General features: G+C 71.2%; 18 protein-coding genes. 4 read left to right on the top strand and 14 right to left on the bottom strand.

Features of this window, described 5'->3' with window-relative positions:
- Nucleotides 1-5: 5 nt before the first annotated feature.
- The 10 genes from J7E88_RS32460 to J7E88_RS32415 form a co-directional block, all read right to left on the bottom strand.
- Nucleotides 6-359, bottom strand: coding sequence for a hypothetical protein (locus tag J7E88_RS32460; RefSeq protein ID WP_215187043.1), 354 nt, complete (start codon nt 357-359; stop codon nt 6-8).
- Nucleotides 360-367: 8 nt separating this feature from the next.
- Nucleotides 368-898 (bottom strand): phage baseplate assembly protein V, encoded by a 531-nt coding sequence (locus tag J7E88_RS32455; protein ID WP_215187042.1) that lies wholly within the window; start codon nt 896-898, stop codon nt 368-370.
- Complete coding sequence (locus J7E88_RS32450; protein ID WP_215187041.1) at nt 895-2,016, bottom strand: hypothetical protein; 1,122 nt, start codon at nt 2,014-2,016, stop codon at nt 895-897. The genes J7E88_RS32455 and J7E88_RS32450 overlap by 4 nt, the downstream gene beginning before the upstream one ends.
- Nucleotides 2,016-2,339, bottom strand: a complete 324-nt coding sequence (locus tag J7E88_RS32445) for a LysM domain-containing protein (RefSeq protein ID WP_215187040.1) — start codon at nt 2,337-2,339, stop codon at nt 2,016-2,018. The genes J7E88_RS32450 and J7E88_RS32445 overlap by 1 nt, the downstream gene beginning before the upstream one ends.
- Before the next feature lie 31 nt (nt 2,340-2,370).
- Complete coding sequence (locus J7E88_RS32440) at nt 2,371-3,012, bottom strand: hypothetical protein (protein WP_215187039.1); 642 nt, start codon at nt 3,010-3,012, stop codon at nt 2,371-2,373.
- A gap of 31 nt (nt 3,013-3,043) precedes the next feature.
- A complete protein-coding gene (locus J7E88_RS32435) occupies nt 3,044-3,430 on the bottom strand; it encodes a hypothetical protein (RefSeq protein ID WP_215187038.1) in 387 nt (128 codons plus the stop codon).
- Nucleotides 3,427-4,623: a DUF4255 domain-containing protein gene (locus J7E88_RS32430; protein ID WP_215187037.1), complete on the bottom strand. Its 1,197-nt coding sequence runs from the start codon at nt 4,621-4,623 to the stop codon at nt 3,427-3,429. The genes J7E88_RS32435 and J7E88_RS32430 overlap by 4 nt, the downstream gene beginning before the upstream one ends.
- A gap of 2,065 nt (nt 4,624-6,688) precedes the next feature.
- Nucleotides 6,689-7,438 carry a hypothetical protein gene (locus J7E88_RS32425; protein ID WP_215187036.1) on the bottom strand — a complete coding sequence of 250 codons (750 nt, stop codon included), beginning with the start codon at nt 7,436-7,438 and terminating at the stop codon, nt 6,689-6,691.
- 4 nt (nt 7,439-7,442) lie between these two features.
- Complete coding sequence (locus J7E88_RS32420) at nt 7,443-7,967, bottom strand: phage tail protein (RefSeq protein ID WP_215187035.1); 525 nt, start codon at nt 7,965-7,967, stop codon at nt 7,443-7,445.
- 11 nt (nt 7,968-7,978) lie between these two features.
- Nucleotides 7,979-9,742, bottom strand: coding sequence for a phage tail sheath C-terminal domain-containing protein (locus J7E88_RS32415; protein WP_215187034.1), 1,764 nt, complete (start codon nt 9,740-9,742; stop codon nt 7,979-7,981).
- A 434-nt stretch (nt 9,743-10,176) separates the two neighbouring features.
- Between J7E88_RS32415 and J7E88_RS32410 the strand changes: the two genes are divergently transcribed.
- Complete coding sequence (locus J7E88_RS32410) at nt 10,177-10,503, top strand: hypothetical protein (RefSeq protein WP_215187033.1); 327 nt, start codon at nt 10,177-10,179, stop codon at nt 10,501-10,503.
- Nucleotides 10,504-10,735: 232 nt separating this feature from the next.
- On the opposite strand, the gene J7E88_RS32405 is transcribed toward J7E88_RS32410, so the two are convergent.
- Nucleotides 10,736-11,335 carry a hypothetical protein gene (locus J7E88_RS32405; protein WP_215187032.1) on the bottom strand — a complete coding sequence of 200 codons (600 nt, stop codon included), beginning with the start codon at nt 11,333-11,335 and terminating at the stop codon, nt 10,736-10,738.
- A gap of 21 nt (nt 11,336-11,356) precedes the next feature.
- Nucleotides 11,357-12,271 (bottom strand): zinc metalloprotease HtpX, encoded by a 915-nt coding sequence (htpX, locus tag J7E88_RS32400; RefSeq protein ID WP_215187031.1) that lies wholly within the window; start codon nt 12,269-12,271, stop codon nt 11,357-11,359.
- 263 nt (nt 12,272-12,534) lie between these two features.
- Between htpX and J7E88_RS32395 the strand changes: the two genes are divergently transcribed.
- Entirely contained in the window at nt 12,535-13,230 is a 696-nt protein-coding gene (locus J7E88_RS32395; protein WP_215187030.1) for a ribonuclease H, read from the top strand.
- A gap of 575 nt (nt 13,231-13,805) precedes the next feature.
- Nucleotides 13,806-14,777: a polyprenyl synthetase family protein gene (locus J7E88_RS32390; RefSeq protein WP_308307692.1), complete on the top strand. Its 972-nt coding sequence runs from the start codon at nt 13,806-13,808 to the stop codon at nt 14,775-14,777.
- A 51-nt stretch (nt 14,778-14,828) separates the two neighbouring features.
- Here J7E88_RS32390 and J7E88_RS36525 read toward each other — a convergent pair whose 3' ends face one another.
- Entirely contained in the window at nt 14,829-15,353 is a 525-nt protein-coding gene (locus tag J7E88_RS36525; protein WP_251023551.1) for a LysR substrate-binding domain-containing protein, read from the bottom strand.
- On the opposite strand from J7E88_RS36525, the gene J7E88_RS36520 reads away from it, so the two are divergent.
- A complete protein-coding gene (locus J7E88_RS36520; RefSeq protein ID WP_251023538.1) occupies nt 15,327-15,701 on the top strand; it encodes a hypothetical protein in 375 nt (124 codons plus the stop codon). The two genes, J7E88_RS36525 and J7E88_RS36520, sit on opposite strands and share 27 nt — an antisense overlap.
- A gap of 7 nt (nt 15,702-15,708) precedes the next feature.
- On the opposite strand, the gene J7E88_RS32380 is transcribed toward J7E88_RS36520, so the two are convergent.
- Nucleotides 15,709-16,269, bottom strand: a complete 561-nt coding sequence (locus J7E88_RS32380; RefSeq protein ID WP_215187029.1) for a GNAT family N-acetyltransferase — start codon at nt 16,267-16,269, stop codon at nt 15,709-15,711.
- Nucleotides 16,270-16,277 lie beyond the last annotated feature (8 nt).

Below are 16,277 nucleotides of genomic sequence, written 5' to 3'. Positions count from 1 at the left end.
ACCGGTCACATCCCCCGGACCCGGAACTGCACGGCATACACCATCGGCGGGTTCGGCGGCGGGGTGCCGATGCCGATCGCCGGGGCGATGCCCGGTGGCGGCGTCGGCTGGAGCAGCACCGGCAGGCCGTTGACCAGCACCCGGCTGGAGGTGTGGAGCCAGGTGACGCTGGTGCACGGGGGTGCGCCCATGGACATGGCCGGGAATCCGCAGCCGGCGACGAGGAACGTGTCCGCGACCGTGGCCACGGGCTGCGCGCCGACCAGGACGCGCTGCTGGGAGGGCGCGGGAATCATCACCTGTCCCGGCGGATGGGCGCACATCATCACGGCGCCGAAGTGGAGCAACAGTCCTGGCATGCCGAACCTCACTGCACCATCAGGGCACCGCCGTTGACGATGACCTGTGCCCCGACGAGCTGGATGCTGGCGAGCCCCGGCCCGCAGGAGATCTCGATGGACACCTCGTTGACCTTGATGAACGGGCCGTTGTCGCCGTGCAGTTGGAGCTTGATCCCGCCTGCCGGCCCGGGCAGGTCACTGATGACGAGGGCGTTCTTGGACGGTGTGGCGAGGACGATCTGCGGGATACCCGGCGGCGTGGCCTTCGCCGCCGACGGTACGTCGTCCGGTCCGCCGCGCCAGAACCCCATCACCACGGCCCTGTTGGGGTCTCCGTCCAGGAACCGCACCCACACCCCGGCGTCCGGGGGCGGAACGACGTACATGCCGCAGTCCGCCCCCGCCAGGGGGGTGAGCGGTGAGGCCCAGACGCACACGTCGTCGCCCAGCACCTCCGGTACCCGTACGCTCAGCCGGCCCGTGCCGGTGGGGTCCAGGGCGGAGACGACCACCCCCTGGTACAGGCCGTGCCACGTGTTCACGGTCCCGGCTGTCATGGGGTCACCACCTGTGTGTTCGTGACGAGACCGTCCCTGACGAGGCTGAAGTCCTGCTGGTACCGCTCGCGGGTGATGTGGTGGGTGACCTCGCGCACGTAGTACAGCCCGTCGTACGCGGGGCCCGCGCCCCGCACGCCGACCAGGTGCCGGGCGCTGAGCACCCGGCCGTACCGCAGTACGTCCAGCGTTCCGTGGCCCGTGACGGCGTCGGCGGACCGCACGGCGCGACCGAGGCTGCTGAGCAGGGACTGTGTGAGCGACCTGCCGGTCTGGCCGGTGAGCGGGTGTTCGCGTACGGGTGCCGCCGGGCGTGCGGCCAGGCTGCGGTGGAGCAGCCCGGTGTCGGGGGCGGAGACGGCGGAGGCCGTTCTGGAAGCTGGGTCCATGTGCCGGGTCGTGTGGCGCGCCGCGGACAGCCCGTCGAAGGCGAAGCCGAGCTCTTCGACGTTGTCCGCCGCGCCCGATCCGGTGGTGAGGGCCGGTTGGGGCTCTCCGTCGCGTTGCTGCGGTCCCCAGTAGGCCGTGCTGGCTCCGGGGGCGGGTCCGGGTTCGATGTGGAAGACGTGCCCGACGTCGGCGGCCATGGCCCGGAGGTACGCCAGGTCGGTCGCCGACTGAACGGGGATCTCCACGGCGGGATTGGGGACGTCGCTGAGCGCCGGGGCGACAGTCCGCGGGGTGATCCCGTACTGGGCGTACGCGGCGCACACCGCCATGGCCCGCAGATGGGGCGGCAGGCCCGGGTAGCTCCGCTCGACGTGCTCCAGGTCCATGAGGAGGGACAGGTCCTCACCGGTCACCGTCAGGAAGGAGGAACCGGGAACACGTCCGGGGTGCATCTCCTGACGGGTGATCAACCCGTCCATGAGCACATGGGACCGTCCGGCGACCACGGCCACCACGATGACGCGTTTCTTCGGGTCCAGCACCCCCTCGGGCAGCATCACCCGGGTCAGCTCGGAGCGTGCGCTCACCGCGAAGGTCAGCTGGAAACCGCTCGTCGCGCCGCTGGACGAGGTGATCCGTGCAGTGTGCAGGGCGTCGATGAGCACGGCGGACGCCGGACGCGGCACCACGTCCCCGATGAGCAGCATCAGCTGCAGGTCCCGTGTCATCACCGGGCCCCGCCGGGTTCCGTGGTCGCCGGTACGCCGACCGGCAGGGTGAGCCGCAGGCGTCTGCCGACGGCTGCCGTGAGGTCCTCGGGCCGCATCGCCCGGTTGGCGTCCGCGAGTTGCCAGGACTGCTCCGGATCGCCGTACCGCCGGGCCGCGATCCGGTCGAGGCGGTCCCCGGGCGCGACGATGTGCTCGCCGATGGTCATCAGTTCCTCGGGCCGGGGCAGGAACCGGCGCCGCACATAGGGGACGGTCCGCCCGTCGGGGAGGGTGTACGCCGCCGTGGCGATGCCGTGGTACCTGCTGGTGCGCTCGAACATGTCTGTCTCCCTCGGGGCTCTGTCACCCCGCTCACGTCTCCGTGTAGCCGACGGCGCCGGGGCCGTATCCGACGAGTGCCGCGAACCGTTCCCGGCTCTGCTGGTGGCGGAGGTAGAGGCCACCGGCCTTGTGGGTGAAGCCGACGTCGTCAACGGTGAGGACCCGGACGGACAGTGCCACCCTCGCCCGCACGGGGTTCAGGTCCCTGTCGTAGGACTCTTCCGTGACGGTGAAGTCCATGATGCGTACGGGCAGGACGCGGCGTCGGCCGAGCACCAGCACCGGCAGCGGAGCCTCCACCGGGGCGATCTGGAGGATGCCCCTCGACGCCATGTCGTTCTGCTGCGTCAACTGTGCGCTCGTGGGGCAGACGGCCGTCTCCAGCGCCGACAGCGCCCCGAACAGGTCCCCTCCGGCGGCGGGCGCCGGACCGGTGGCCGCCGTGGGCTGGTCCACCACGTCGAACTCGGCGTCGATCTGGAAGGTTTCGAGCGGCGGCCCGTGCAGCCTCAGCGCCTCCAACCGGTCCCCGGTGTCGCCGCGGCCGTCCTGCGGTCGGAGCGTGCGGGTGATGCTGTCGGGGTTGTACTGGAACGGCACGACCCGCAGGACGCGTCCCTGCTCGGGATCGAGGAAGACGAAGCCGCCACGCTGCGGTGCGGGGGTGGTCATGGTGCCGGCTCACCTGCCGTCCGTGGTTCCGTCATCGTGGACCTCCCTGCTCGTCGGCGCGCAGACTGCTGTGGATGGCACGGGCGATGTGGCGGCCCAGGGCCGCGGGGCCGGGGTCCGCGGACGCGTCGGGCACGGAGGCGGGCGCCCAGGGGATGTGGCGGTCACGGCGCGCGACGACGGGGTCGCACCTGAGGAGTTCGGCGAGTTCGGCCTCCAGAGCGGTACGCAGGACGCCGACTTCCGACGGTGCGTTGACGTGGTCGAGCACCAGGCGGCCGATGCGCACCTCGATACGGGTGGCAGTCGTGTCACTGCTGCCGACCGTGCAGGTCTCGGTGCCGATGTCCATGGTCGTGTCGATGCTCATGTACGTGGTCGGGTCGATGTTCATGTACGTGGTCGCGTCCGTGTTCACGTCACCTCCACCGCCGTGTCCGCGTCCAACTGCTCGGCGTCCGTACCGGTCAGAGGGCTGTCGACGCCGTCGACCCGCAGTCTGAGCGCGTACCGGCCGGGACGGCCGTGCGGCAACCGGAACCGGATCCGGAGCGAACGGGTCGGCCGGACCACGGGTTCCGCGGGCACCGGTAGGTCACCGACCAGCAGCTCGACCCGCTGTCCGGGGTGCACCTGTGGTGTGCACCCCACCTTGAGCGTCACCGTGCCGTCGCCGTCCCGTGCGGCGGTCATCGGCAGCCGGCCGGTGATACTCGGCGTCACGTCCAGCGGACGGCTGCGCGTGGTCCGTTCGCTCCCGTCCGGGGCCGTGAGGACCACGACGACCGACCAGCGGCCGGCAGCGTGGTCATCGGGGAGTGCGGCGCGCACCTGTGAGGCGTGCACCGCCCGGGCCGGCAGGACGACGGGCCCCCCGAGCAGAGGATGCGTGAGGCGCACCGACGGCTGCCCGGCGTCGAGCCCCCTTCCGGTCAGGACGAGATCGGCGCCGGGCGCCGCCACCGCAGGAGTGAGGGCGTGCAGCTCGGGCCACCCGCCGACGGTGGTCGCGGCTGCTGCCTCCGGGCCGCGCCCTTCCGCCCCACGGCGTACCACCGGCAGCGGTGTGCGGCCCGGTACCGAGCTGTCGATCAGCACGACACGGGCCTCGTAGGCGACGGAAGGCCGGTACCTCGCGCCCAGCGCCGTCCAGAGCCGGCACATCTCCTCGGTGCTCATGACGGCCGGGGTGATCCTCACCGGTTCCTGCTGGAGGTGCAGATTGCTGAAGCCCGCGGCGGAACCGATGTCCGAGGGACGCAGCACGGGCCGGTCGTGGAAGGCCGCCATCGCCGCGCCGAGGAGGCGGTGGGCGGCCGAGTGGTCGTCCTCGCCGGTGGCGTAGGCGGTGACCATGTAGTGCAGGACGAGAGGGAGCGGCGGGCGGTGCGTCTCGCCGGGGCGCGTGCCCACCGGGTCGGTGTTGCGCCAGACGCCGTCGACGGTCATCCGGTAGAGGAAGAGGTTGAGGACGGCCCCGGCCGCTCCGGCGGCTGCTTCGTCGGGAGGACGGGCCGTCACGGCGGTACCGGCAACCGCACGGCCGACGGCCTCGTGGAGGACGACCCGCAGTGTCTCCGTCGCCGCGGCCACGGCGAGGGCGTCACTCACGACCGCCCCCTGAGGTATTCGTCCAGGCCCAGTCTGGGCCGCCGGTCGGAACGGGCCGGGTCGGCGGGTGGCTTGGGAGGGGCGTTACGGACCTCGAGCCGGTCGATGGTGATGCGCACGACGGTCTCAGCCGCACGGGGAGTGCCGTGGCCGGCAGCCGACACGGTGACGTCGGCGGACGAGGGAGATGAGGGAGACGAGGGACCAGAAGGCCGCCCGCGACGCCGCCGCGTGCCGGGGCCCAGCGGGGGAGGCCCCACGGAACCCGTAGGAGCCGGGGCATGCGCCGTACGCCTCGCGGTCTCTTTCGCCTGGGCTGCTGCCACGGCTGGCACCGCAGGCACCGCAGGCACCGCAGGCACCGCCGAAACCGCTGGAACCGCCGCCATGAATGGTGTGGGCGGCTCGGGCCTCGCGGCCGGACCCTTCGGGGCGCCGGGCGACGGATGACGGGGCGGCACCCGCTCCTCCGACACGGGACGAGCCTGTGCGGGTTGGGCGGGCTCGGGCCCTTTCGGCCGGTGGAGGGCAGCGGTCTCGGCCCTTTCCGCGTGGTGGGGGGCAGCGTTCTCGACCCCTTCCGTCCGGTGGAAGTCGGCCGTCTCGGGCACGGGCCGCTTGCCGGTGACGGAACCCGCCACAGGGGATTCGCCGCGCAACGCCTCCGGGTCGACGCCGACACCCAGGCCGAGGCCCTGACGCCGGCGTGGGCCCCGTGGGCTCACGGGGGACTCGGCCGCCCCCGATCGGGACAGCACCGCCTCGGGCGGCATCCGCTGTTCCTCTTCTTCCACGCCTTCCACGCCCACGTTCACGCCCGGTTCGATCGCCCCCGGCCGGGAGGGGGCGGAGGCCACGGGCACCCACCGCTCCTCCGCGACGGGGCCCGTCGCGGGGGCCTCGCCCGGCAGCATGCCTGCGCCTGCGCCCGGCTCGGGCGGCACGCCGTGGCTCAGGGGAGCTGCGCGGCCGGGGCGTGAGGATGCTTCCGACGGCGGGAGGGGTTCCGTGTCCGAGCCGCGGGGACTGTCCGCTCGGGAGCCCGGACGACGACCCGCGTCGTCCGGCGCGGGTCCGCGTTCGGCCTCGGCTGTGCGCCCGGCACCGGGCGGGAGCGGGTGTCGGCCAGTTGTATGCGGCGACCTGCCGGGGGCCCGGCGTCCGGCGTCGGCCCGGACCGACGGGCTCGGGTCGGGGTACGGGCTCGGGTCCTGGAGCGACGGGCTCGGGTCGGGGTACGGGCTCGGGTCCTGGAGCGACGGGCTCGGGTCGGGGTACGGGCTCGGGTCCTGGAGCGACGGGCTCGGGTCGGGGTACGGGCTCGGGTCCTGGAGCGACGGGCTCGGGTCCGGGTAGGGGCCCGGGTCCGGGTACGGGGTCGGACCCGCTTGCCCTCTCCGGCCCGATGCCGACTGCGGATGCGGCGAAGAGGAGGGCGGATGTGTCTCGCGGGGCGGATGTGACTCGAGCGGGCGGGTGGGTTCGTCCCGTTCGGCCCGGCGTCCCTCACGCATGGCTGCATGGGGCGTGCCACCAGGCGCGGTGGCCTCGTTCCGTACGGCCCGATCCCCGGCCTCGCCGGCCGGACGGTGCCCCGTCGCGGCCACAGAATTGTCCCCGACAGCGACAGAAGCGTCACGCTCGCCGGCCCGGTCCCCCTGTGCGCAGGGAGCAGCCTTGCTTGCGCGAGGAGGATCCGGTGGCATCGTCTCCGGTCCCGAGGCCGGTCCCGAGGCCGGTACCGAGGCGGAAGCCAGTTCCGCGACCGAGCCAGGCACCGGTGGCAGGGGGGTCCACGGCTGCCCGGGCGGGTCGGCCGGTTGGGGCGTCGGTGTTCCCTGGGAGAGGGCTCCGGCGGACGCCGCCGGAGCGGCACTGGGGGTCACGCTCCGGCCGCGCACCACGCTCGGGCGGACGGCTGCCGCGACGGACCACCGCGGCTCCGCGGACGCCCGCCCCGGGTCACCGTCGGCCCGCAAGCGCGGCGCGGCCGGGTCGAACACGTTCGGCAGCAGAGGCCGCAGTCTCGGTCCCGGCTCCCGGAGCAGCCGGCCGACGAAGTCACTCATCCGGCAGCGGCCTCCAGGTAGAACTGGCGTCGCGCCGGGCTCACCGTGAGAACGTCGGATTCCGACCAGCCGTACGCGCGGGCCAGCACGTGGATGTCGTGCAGGAGCCGACGGGCGTAGGCGTCGACTTCGGCCCAAAGGTGGTCGGCGACGTCGAGTGCCGCCCACCATTCGTGGTGGCAGTGGGGGCAGCTGAGGGAGAGGACGGTGTCGGCGCCGGGATCGAGGTCCGGCAGCCGCTGCGCCACCTCTTCGAGCACCTCGTCCGGCAGGGCGTCCGTCGGCGGCTCGACGCTCACGACACATCTGCTGAGGAGCGTGCGGCGGGCCTGGGGGGCGACGGGGTCGACCGCCAGCAGGTCCCGGCCGGTGAGCGCGCGAAACGTGATCTCGTATGACCCGGCCGTCAGTCCGGCTGTCATCGGTCCTGGACCAGCGGCGGGGCGGGGGTCGGGGGCAGGGGCGGTGCCTGTCCCGGGCGTCGCCCGCAGTTCCTCCGCACCGACCATGACCTCGAGGGACTCGTCGCAGGCCGGGCAGTCGGTGGTGCAGGGCAGGACGTCGCCGAAGGAACCGCAGCGCAGGTCCAGGAGCAGGGACCGCAGGGCGGCGAGTGGGCGGTCCGCGACATCCTCGCCGGCTGACGCCGCGACTGCGGCGAGCAGGAGAGCGCGTACCGGCGGTTCCTGCCGGACTCCGCTCTCCCATACATCCAGCACCTGCGCCTCGGTCAGTTCCGGCTGCACAGGGTCACCCGGACGCGGTGTCGCTGAACTGCGGCAGCTCGGGCGGGTTGGTGCGTTCCCGTACCCAGCCGTGGTGTTCCACGGTGATGCGCTCGAAGGCGACCTCGTTGGCGTTGGCGTCGAGCTCGGGCAGGCCGTGGTACTCCGATACCCAGCACTCGCGGACGGAGTAGGAGATCACCTGCTGGCCGCCTTCGTCGAAGACGTCGATGATGAGATCCCGCCGGAAGTCCTTGAGGGAGGTCTCCAGGCCGCCCGAGGAATTCCTCAGGCTCCAGACCCTGTTGGCCCACTCCTCGAACGCCGTGTCGATGGTGCAGCCGCGCTCGAAGGTGATCGGCTCGTACTCGGTACGCCCGGGGAGCTTGCGGCTGGATCCGGGATCACCGCCGTCGCGGTGCTTGATCACTTCGGTGGTCCGCCTGAGGCCGCTGACCTTGCTGATCCCCGCGATGTACTCCGTGGCTCCGCTGAATTTCACCCGGAACCGGAAATTCTTGAAGGGGTCCCGGCGCGTCACTTCCGGCATCAGGTGTCCTCCTAGACCTGGATCTGTCCGGCGAGCTGCTGAATGTGGATGATGACGAACTCCGCCGGTTTCAGCGGCGCGAAGCCCACCTGGATGTTGACGATCCCCCGGTCGATGTCGTTCTGCGGGTTGTTCTCCTTGTCGCACTTGACCAGGTAGGCCTCCTGAGGGGTCCGGCCCTGGAAGGCGCCCGCGCGGAAGAGCGAGTTCATGAAGGCCCCGACGTTCAGCCGGATCGACGCCCACAGCGGTTCGTCGTTGGGCTCGAAGACCACCCACTGGGTGCCCCGGAACAGGCTCTCCTCCACGAAGAGCGCCAGGCGGCGCACCGGCAGGTACTTCCATTCGTCGGCGAGGCGGTCGTCGCCGCGCATGGTGCGCGCTCCCCACGCGACCGGTCCGGCGGCCGGTAGCTGGCGCAGACAGTTGATGCCGAGCGGGTTCAGCCTGCCGATCTCCAGATCGGTCAGCTGCACCTCCAGGTCGCTCACGCCGTTCAGCGACGCGTCCGTGCCCGCCGCGGCCTTCCACACGCCACGTTGCACATCGGTGCGGGCGAGGACTCCCGCCATGACACCGCAAGGCGGGAACGCCGTGGGCACTCCGGCGCGCAGGGGGTCGGGCGCCATGATGCGGGGGTAGTACACCGCGGCGTTCCTGTGCGAGTCCGTTCGCTTGATCGGGGCGTCCACGACGGTGCCGACGGTGACGGTGTCTCCGTTCCCGTCGCCGGTCCACTGGCGCGGTGGGTCCACCAGAAGAATGGCGCGCCGGTCGAAACACAACTCCAGAGCCTCGTTCCGGAGCACCTCTGCCTCGTCTTCCACCAGTGTGATGTGGAGATCGGGCAGACAGAGAATATTGAAGATGTCGGTCTTGAGCAGCGCGTACAAGCCGGTCTTGTTCTGCGCCTCTCCCCTGTAGTCCTTGAGCTTCGGAGGACTGTCGCTGTCATCTTCGATCTCGGCGGTGGAGTGGTACTTGGTGTCGCCGAAGGGGTCGCCATCCTCCGCCTTCTGGTTCGCTGCGGGAAACCTCACGAGACTGCCCGGGACCAGCTCGACGAGCTGTGACGATGCCAAGAGGTGCTTGATATAGCGCGGGTTGTCCTCCTCGACGCTGGCGTTGAGGTACTTCTCCTCCACACCGCTGCCGGAGTCAAAGACGGTCAGGTTGAACAACCTGTCCCTTTTCCCCGTCTTGAGTTCCTCTTTCTCCGCCTTGAGCTCCTTCGCGTCCGAGGTGTCGTGGTCGACCCTGGCACGAAGGAACCGCCCCCACTGACCCCGGCTCGCGGCCTGGAGGCGGAGCGGGGCGGCGGAGGAGCGCTCGGCTGCCGGGGTTCCGGCCTCCTGGCCCGCGTCCTCCTCGGCATTCCCGTCGGCGCCTGTGTCTCCTTCGGCCTTGCGCTCCGCTTTCGCGCCCCCGGACGGGCGGGGAGGACGTGCCGACGAGCTGCCGATCGCGGACTGCGGCTTCCCGAGAGGAATTTCCGCGATGGCGTCCCTCTCGTTCACCACCCTGACGATCTCGGCCTCGCTGCCGCCGTTCAGGTAGAACTGGTAGACGGCGTAGCTCATGGGGCTGCTCGCTTGCAGACCGCCGAAGACCGCTTCGTAGTCGGCCCATCCGGTGATGTGCACCGGGCGGTTGACCGGCCCGCGGGGCGCGTAGCCGATGAAGGCGGCGACCGAGGTCGGTACGCCGGTGATGGTCCTGACCGAACTCTTGACCTCGTTGATGTAGACGCCGGGGTATGTGGCGTTCACAGGCATGAAAGCCTCTTCTCTCCATCCTGGATACGCCCTACCACGTCAGCCGCCTTGGATGTGCAGGCAGACCGCCGGGGCTGTGCAGACGCGAACTGGGATGACACGGCTCGTGATCCATCGTCACCGTACGCGGGACGGGCGTGCCCAGCGCGCTGAGCACGGGCGTCTGCTTCGATCAGGTGACGTCCTTGCGCTGATCAGCGGGCCTGGTCGGCTCCATCGGGTCCGGCGAGTGGGCCCCCGGTGCATCAGCCGGGGACGGCGGGCAGGCACAGCCCGTCGATGGAGCCGTCGCGACCCACCGTCGCAGGGCCGGCTTCGTGGGAGGCCGTCCTCTGCCGTGCGTCGGGTCGCGCTGGCAGGGGACTGTGTGGAGCGGTCGACCTCGGGTAGTCGGTCAGGAAAGGAAACGAGGACCGGATGGGGAGGTGAGAGCGATGCTCGCGCTGGCGCTTCTGCTGGTGCTGGCCACCGGCGCATTCGCGGCCATCGCCGTCGTGGAGAACTTCTCGGGCGGGCCCGAGTACACCGTGGAGATATTCGGCAATCAGATCGCGACGCTGAATGCGCCGGGACTGTTCCTCTCCGGCGTGGGACTGGCGCTGCTCTTCTGCCTGGGGCTGGCGATGCTCACCTCCGGACGGAAGCGGCGGCATCACGTGCGTGAACCCGTGCCGGACGCTTCCACGGCAGGGCAGCGGGAAGCAGATCGCCCCCCGTCACAGCCGGTTCATCGCCACCGCGGATGGCGCTTCAGGCATTGACGAATCCACCGGTGCGTGGCGGTGTTTCGAGGTCCTCCCCACTCCTCGAACTGACTCAGCCCACGGCCCTCGCCTTTCGGCAGCGGGCCCACATGTCAGGGGCTCACGTCATCTGCGCGGCCGCGAACCCGCCCGGCCGCCTCATGCCGAGGGACGGTACAGGGTGCGGCAGCCGCACCACTGGGCGACAGATTCCCGTCCGACGGGGGTATGTGGTCAGCGCCGGCGCGCCTCACGCGCCCGCGTCGAGCCCGGGTGCGCCCCAGACCGGGAACCAGCGGGTCAGGTCCGCCTCGATGCGCAGGTCGGTCTTGAGCAGGGCCCTGATCTCGAGTTCGAGCGCGTTGTCGCGTCTCTGCGTGCCGTCGGGCAGCGGCGCGAAGGGATAGAAAGTGCCGCGTTTGTAGAGGTAGACCAGTGCCAGGACGCGCTGCCCCGCCGCCTCGCGGAAGCCGATCAGGGAGCAGAGGAGATGCGGACCGAAGCCGGCGTCCTGAAGGAGGGTGTTGACGGCGTGCAGGTCGTTGACCAGGGAGGCGGTGTCGTCAGCGGGGTGCCGGGCGAGGAGCCAGGTGTAGTCGTACGCGTCCTGGCTGAACTCGACCGGTATGCCACCCCGGTCGGTGTCCGCGTCCAGCAGCTCCCGCACCTCCTTCCGGAGCTCGGCGAAGGCGCCGCCCTCGACGCGGGCGAAACACACGGCGCCGATGCCGGTCGGGGTGAATCCGGCCCCGGCCTGGAGGCTGATCGCGGCGGACGGCAGAGCGAAGAGCTGGTCGAGGTCGGGACGTACCGGTTTGCTGCGGCCGAGGATGACATCCAGGAGTCCCACAGGAGAACCTCCGCTCCCGATCTAGGGACGGCCGAGCCGCGCCGAGATACGGCCGAGCTGGTCGAGGCGCTGCTCGAGTGTCGGATGGGAGGAGAGCAGCCTGCTGAGGCTCTCCTTGGAGGAGAACGCGGGGGCGAACCAGAAGGCGTTGAACGGCTCAGCCTTGCGCAGGTCACGGGTGGGGATCTTCGCCATCTCGCCGGTCACCTTGGTCAGCGCGGAGGCGAGTGCGGACGGGCGGCCCGTGAGCAGTGCGGCGGCGCGGTCCGCGGACAACTCGCGGTAGCGGGAGAGCACCCGGGTCAGCAGGAAGCTGATCACGTACACGACACCACTGATCACCGGCACCAGGATCACCGCGATGGCGGCGTTGCTGTCACGGCTGTTGCGGCCGAGCCCGCTGTAGAGCGCGACGCGAGCCATCATGCCCGCGAGGACACCTAGGAACGAGGCGATGGTCATCACCGCGACATCGCGATGGGCGACATGCGACAGCTCGTGCGCGAGGACGCCCTCCAGCTCCTCCGGATTCAGGCGGCGCAGCAGGCCGGTGGTGGCGCAGACCAGGGCAGACTTCTGGTTACGGCCCGTGGCGAAGGCGTTCGGCACGTCGCTGTCGGCGATCGCCACCCGCGGCTTGGGCATGTCGGCGAGGGCACAGATGCGGTCCACGGCGCCGTGCAGCTCAGGCGCCTGCTCGGGGGTGACCTCCCGGGCCCCCATGCTGTAGGCCGCGATCCGGTCGCTGAACCAGAACTGCACGACGAACAGGCCGCCCGCGATCAGCAGGATGACGGGCCAGGAGTCCCGCAGGAGGACGAGCAGGACACCGACGAAGACGACATAGAGCAGCCCGATCAGGAACATCGTCGTCACCATGCGGGTGGCGAGTCCCCGATCCGGGACGTAGCGCGAACGCGACCGGCCCCTGGGCATCCGCATCACCTCCGCACCGCCCACGCTGTACACCTGCCCTTCTGCCAGTGTGCTCCTCTTCTGCACGCGTTGGACATGTGCGTCGGGTCGAACGCTCCTGACCTGCGCGAAGAGGGGCTGTTGTACGGACGTGGGCTCCGGACGCGGTCGGGTCTCGGCTCCTGTGGGCGCCCCGCTCGCGCCGCGTGCCCGGCGCCTGCCCGCCCCGGCACGGCAAGGGTGCGGATTCGGGCGCGGTGGGCCGGCGTGACAGCATCGAGCGCATGACGGAACGGATCATTGCCGCGTGTGACGGTGCGTCGAAGGGGAATCCCGGGCCTGCGGCCTGGGCGTGGGTCATCGCCGGCGACGACGGCGAGGTGGCCTCCTGGGAGGCGGGACCGCTCGGCGCCGCGACGAACAATGTCGCCGAACTGACCGCGTTGCGCCGGCTGTTGGAGGCCACCGACCCAGCGGTGCCGCTGGAGGTGCGCATGGACTCGCAGTACGCGATGAAGGCGGTCACCACCTGGCTGCCGGGCTGGCGCCGGAAGGGCTGGAAGACCGCCGCGGGCACGCCGGTGGCCAACCGGGATCTGGTGGTGGCGATCGACGAACTGCTGGCCGACCGGGACGTGACCTTCGTCTACACCCCGGCGCACCAGATCGACGGGGACCGGCTGAACGCGGCCGCGGACGGTGCGGCCGGCCACACCGCCCGTACGCAGCAGGCGGCAGGCTCCGCGGCCGGGTCGGCTCTTCCGCCGCCCGACAGCCCGGTGCAGGGGGCGGCCGGAGCGCACTCCCGCCGGCCCCGGTCGGCGCGGCGCTCCCCGGTGTCCTCCCGCGGTTCGGTCACCGCGAAGTTCCCCGGCCGGTGCCGCTGCGGCCGGCCGTACGCCAAGGGCGAGACGATCGCGAAGAACGCCGACGGCTGGGGCCACCCCTCCTGTGCCTCGGCGAGCGCTCCTGCTCCCTGAAGGCGGCCGGGGCCGACAGTCTGAGTCACGCGGCTCGCGCCCGGATGAGCGTGGTCGGCCGGCCCACGCGGTGCAGCCCGGCGGCGACGTCGGCCGGACTGCCGCCGGGCGAGGTGGACGAGCACCTCGCCAGATGGCGACGGCGGTCGTCGAGCCCGCTCCGCATCGGGCCGTTAGTCCTGGATCTCCGGAGCGATCACCTGCCAGGCTTCGACGGCGTACCGCACGGGTGCCGCGCCCTCTGCCGTCACGTGGAGCTCAGCTCCACGGCCTCACCACCCATCACGCCATGGTGGCCACGCCGTAGCAGGAGTGCCCGGGCCACCCTTGGCTGTCACACGGCGCCGGCCCGGCCTGACTCCCGGGATGGACCGAGGCCCCATGGGTGCCGCCACCCATCTCAGGCCCTTGGCACGGGCCTGCCGGTTTCCGGCAGGCCCGATCCTGCGGGCAGGCGCGCGGCGCCGGCTCACGCCCGTTGTGGGAACTCAGAGACCCGTCCCGCCCCGGTGCCCGTCCTCGCTGTCGTGAGGTAATTACTCATGACCCACCACCACCCGAGAGGACGTGCTTCAGTGAACTCCCTGTCGTACCAGGACCTGCACCACAAATTCGCGGCGGACATCGACGCGGAGACAGCCGGCGCGCTGGAAAGGCTCGGCGCGACATCGAGCGGGACGAAGAACGCCGTCGTCGGCCTTTTACGGCACCAGCAGCTGAAGCACCCGCTCTCGGTGCTGCCCCTGCTGGTGCACGGCGCCGAGACCGGCAGCCCGGAACCGGCCGTCCCGATAGCGGCTGTGCATGTGCTGTGGTGGACATCGGCGTGCTACTTCGACGATCTGTCCGACGGGAACGGCTCGACTCCTGTCGGCGACGAACTCGGCCCTCACGAAGCCTTGCTCGCCTCGGTCGTCGCCGGGCATGTGCTGCCCCTGCAGATCCTCCGGGCCCTACAGGCACCGGAGGAGGTCCGCGGCGCGCTGACGACGGAAGCCCTGACCTGCGGAGCCGTCGCCGCCGAAGGCCAACTCGCCGACATTCGCGGCGACCTTTCCGGGGCCACGCGGAAATCGGTCGCCGAGGTGTACCGGGGCAAGTCGGGCGCGCCCTTCGGCATGATCACCGCCATGGCCGCGATCCTCGCGGAAGCGCCGCCCGAACAGATAGGGCTGTGGCGCGAGTTCGGCCACGTCTTCGGCATTCTGTGGCAGCTGTTCAACGATCAGGAGGACATCCTCTCCGGCCGCAACGAGGACCTGCTGAACGGCACGGTGACGTATCTCCTCGCGTGCGCCCTGGAGGAGGGTGCGCCCGGGACCGCAGAGCGCCTCACGGACCTGCACGCCGCCGCCCGGGAATCCGCCCGCGCCAGGAACGCGCTCACCGAACTGCTCCTCGCACCCGCCAACCAGCACCGGTACCAGCGGGACCTCACCGCCTTCCGCGAGGAGGCACACCGCCTTCTCGCGGACCTGGGCGGCGACGAAGCGTACGTCACGGCACTGCGTCAACTGGTGGACCACTCGTCCCGGCTGTATCTGTGACGCGGCGGAGCCGCGGACGCGAGAAGCGGACACCGCCCCCGTCCGGCCCTGTCACCTGACCCTGGTGCCGGGCCGCCCCAGCGGGCGAGGGGCGGCGTAGGTCCGGTTCGCCCAGGCCTGGAAGTGCGGGGCCTGGGTGATGAGTTCCCGGTAGGCCGCGGCCGCGTAGTGGTGGAGCGCCTCCGCCGTCACGTCGTCGACGCTGTCGCACCGCCAGATCATCAGGTGCCTCAGCCACAGCGGCGTACCGGCCGGCGGTTTGATCAGCACACCGTCGAAGGGCCTGTGGGCAGCCTGGATCGCGGAGACGCCGTGTCCGCCGGCGACCAGCACCTGCAACTGGTCGAGCGGGCTGAACTCGTGCTCGGCCGCCGGGGCGAATCCGGCCGCCCGGCACGCGTCGTAGAAGGCACCCGGCCGGCCCACCCCGTCGTCGGGTGTCACGAACCAGGTGTCCTGAGCCAGCTCCTCGAGCGGCACCTCCACCCGGTGTGCCAGCGGGTGATCGGCGGGCAGCGCCACGAACACCGGCGCGGTGACGATGGCGCGGTGCGCAAGGGCGGGGGAGTGGCGCAGTTCCAGCCCCGGGTGGTCGACGCCCAGCGCGGCGTCAGCTCGCCGTTCTCCATCAGTCTGACCAGTTCCCCGGTGGCGTACACACTGCTCATCGACATCGCCAGGTCAGGGAAGGCCGTGCGTATCGCGGCCACGAGGCTGGGCAGGACCGGGGTGTTCGTGGCGCCGAGCCGCAGGGTGCGCGTGGTGCCCGGGGTGAGAGTCCGCCGCCGGCCGAGGACATCCGCGCGGGCAAGGACGTCACGGGCCCGGCTGACCACCTCGACACCGCACGCGGTGAGCTCCACCCCCGTACTGCCCTTGGTGAACAGACGGCGCGCCGATTTGGCGCCCGCCCTTCTGCGGTGATGCGGAGCTACCGGCGCTGCTGCCAGTCGGCCCGGGTGAGCTCGTACTCGACCTCGCCGTGCTCGGATCCCGCGATCGCCTCCGGCCAGTCCCCGGTGAATTTCCGGAGGAACGACAGGCCCGCCTTCTCCATCACACGCCGGGAACCGGCGTTCACCGTCATGGTGTTCGCGGTGACCCGCTCCACCGCGAGGTCGGTGAACCCTTTGCTGATCAGGGCCCGCGAGCCCTCGGTGGCAAAGCCCTTGCCCCAGGCGGCCTTGTTCAGCCGGTAGCCGAGCTCGACCACGGCAGGGCTGTGGTCGTCGAGGGGACGGAACTCGAACCAGCCCAGGAACGTCCCGGTGGCCTTCTCCTCCGCCGCCCAGTAGCTTCGGGTCCGAAGGCACGGACAGTCGCGGAGGAGCCGTGGCAGAGTCTGCTCCCGGATCGCCTCGCGGCTCGTCGGCCGGCCGCCGTTGATGAAGCGCATGACATCGGGATCGTTGTCCAGCGCGAACAGGTCGTCGGTGTCGGCGTCGGTGAACGAACGCAAGCCGAGCCGTTCGGTCGTCAGGAAGACGTGCATCCCGCGAT

Source organism: Streptomyces sp. ISL-10 (assembly GCF_018614575.1).
Taxonomy (GTDB): domain Bacteria; phylum Actinomycetota; class Actinomycetes; order Streptomycetales; family Streptomycetaceae; genus Streptomyces.
This window is presented reverse-complemented; position numbering and strand designations above follow the sequence as displayed.

Bases quoted from the DNA above. Each gene is read 5' to 3' on its own strand.
- J7E88_RS32450 (WP_215187041.1), bottom strand. From the start codon at position 2,016: ATGACACGGGACCTGCAGCTGATGCTGCTCATCGGGGACGTGGTGCCG.
- htpX (WP_215187031.1), bottom strand. From the start codon at position 12,271: ATGCCCAGGGGCCGGTCGCGTTCGCGCTACGTCCCGGATCGGGGACTC.
- J7E88_RS32455 (WP_215187042.1), bottom strand. From the start codon at position 898: ATGACAGCCGGGACCGTGAACACGTGGCACGGCCTGTACCAGGGGGTG.
- J7E88_RS32410 (WP_215187033.1), top strand. From the start codon at position 10,177: ATGCTCGCGCTGGCGCTTCTGCTGGTGCTGGCCACCGGCGCATTCGCG.
- J7E88_RS32460 (WP_215187043.1), bottom strand. From the start codon at position 359: ATGCCAGGACTGTTGCTCCACTTCGGCGCCGTGATGATGTGCGCCCAT.
- J7E88_RS32440 (WP_215187039.1), bottom strand. From the start codon at position 3,012: ATGACCACCCCCGCACCGCAGCGTGGCGGCTTCGTCTTCCTCGATCCC.
- J7E88_RS32420 (WP_215187035.1), bottom strand. From the start codon at position 7,967: ATGCCGGAAGTGACGCGCCGGGACCCCTTCAAGAATTTCCGGTTCCGG.
- J7E88_RS32380 (WP_215187029.1), bottom strand. From the start codon at position 16,269: ATGCACGTCTTCCTGACGACCGAACGGCTCGGCTTGCGTTCGTTCACC.
- J7E88_RS32415 (WP_215187034.1), bottom strand. From the start codon at position 9,742: ATGCCTGTGAACGCCACATACCCCGGCGTCTACATCAACGAGGTCAAG.
- J7E88_RS32395 (WP_215187030.1), top strand. From the start codon at position 12,535: ATGACGGAACGGATCATTGCCGCGTGTGACGGTGCGTCGAAGGGGAAT.
- J7E88_RS32445 (WP_215187040.1), bottom strand. From the start codon at position 2,339: ATGTTCGAGCGCACCAGCAGGTACCACGGCATCGCCACGGCGGCGTAC.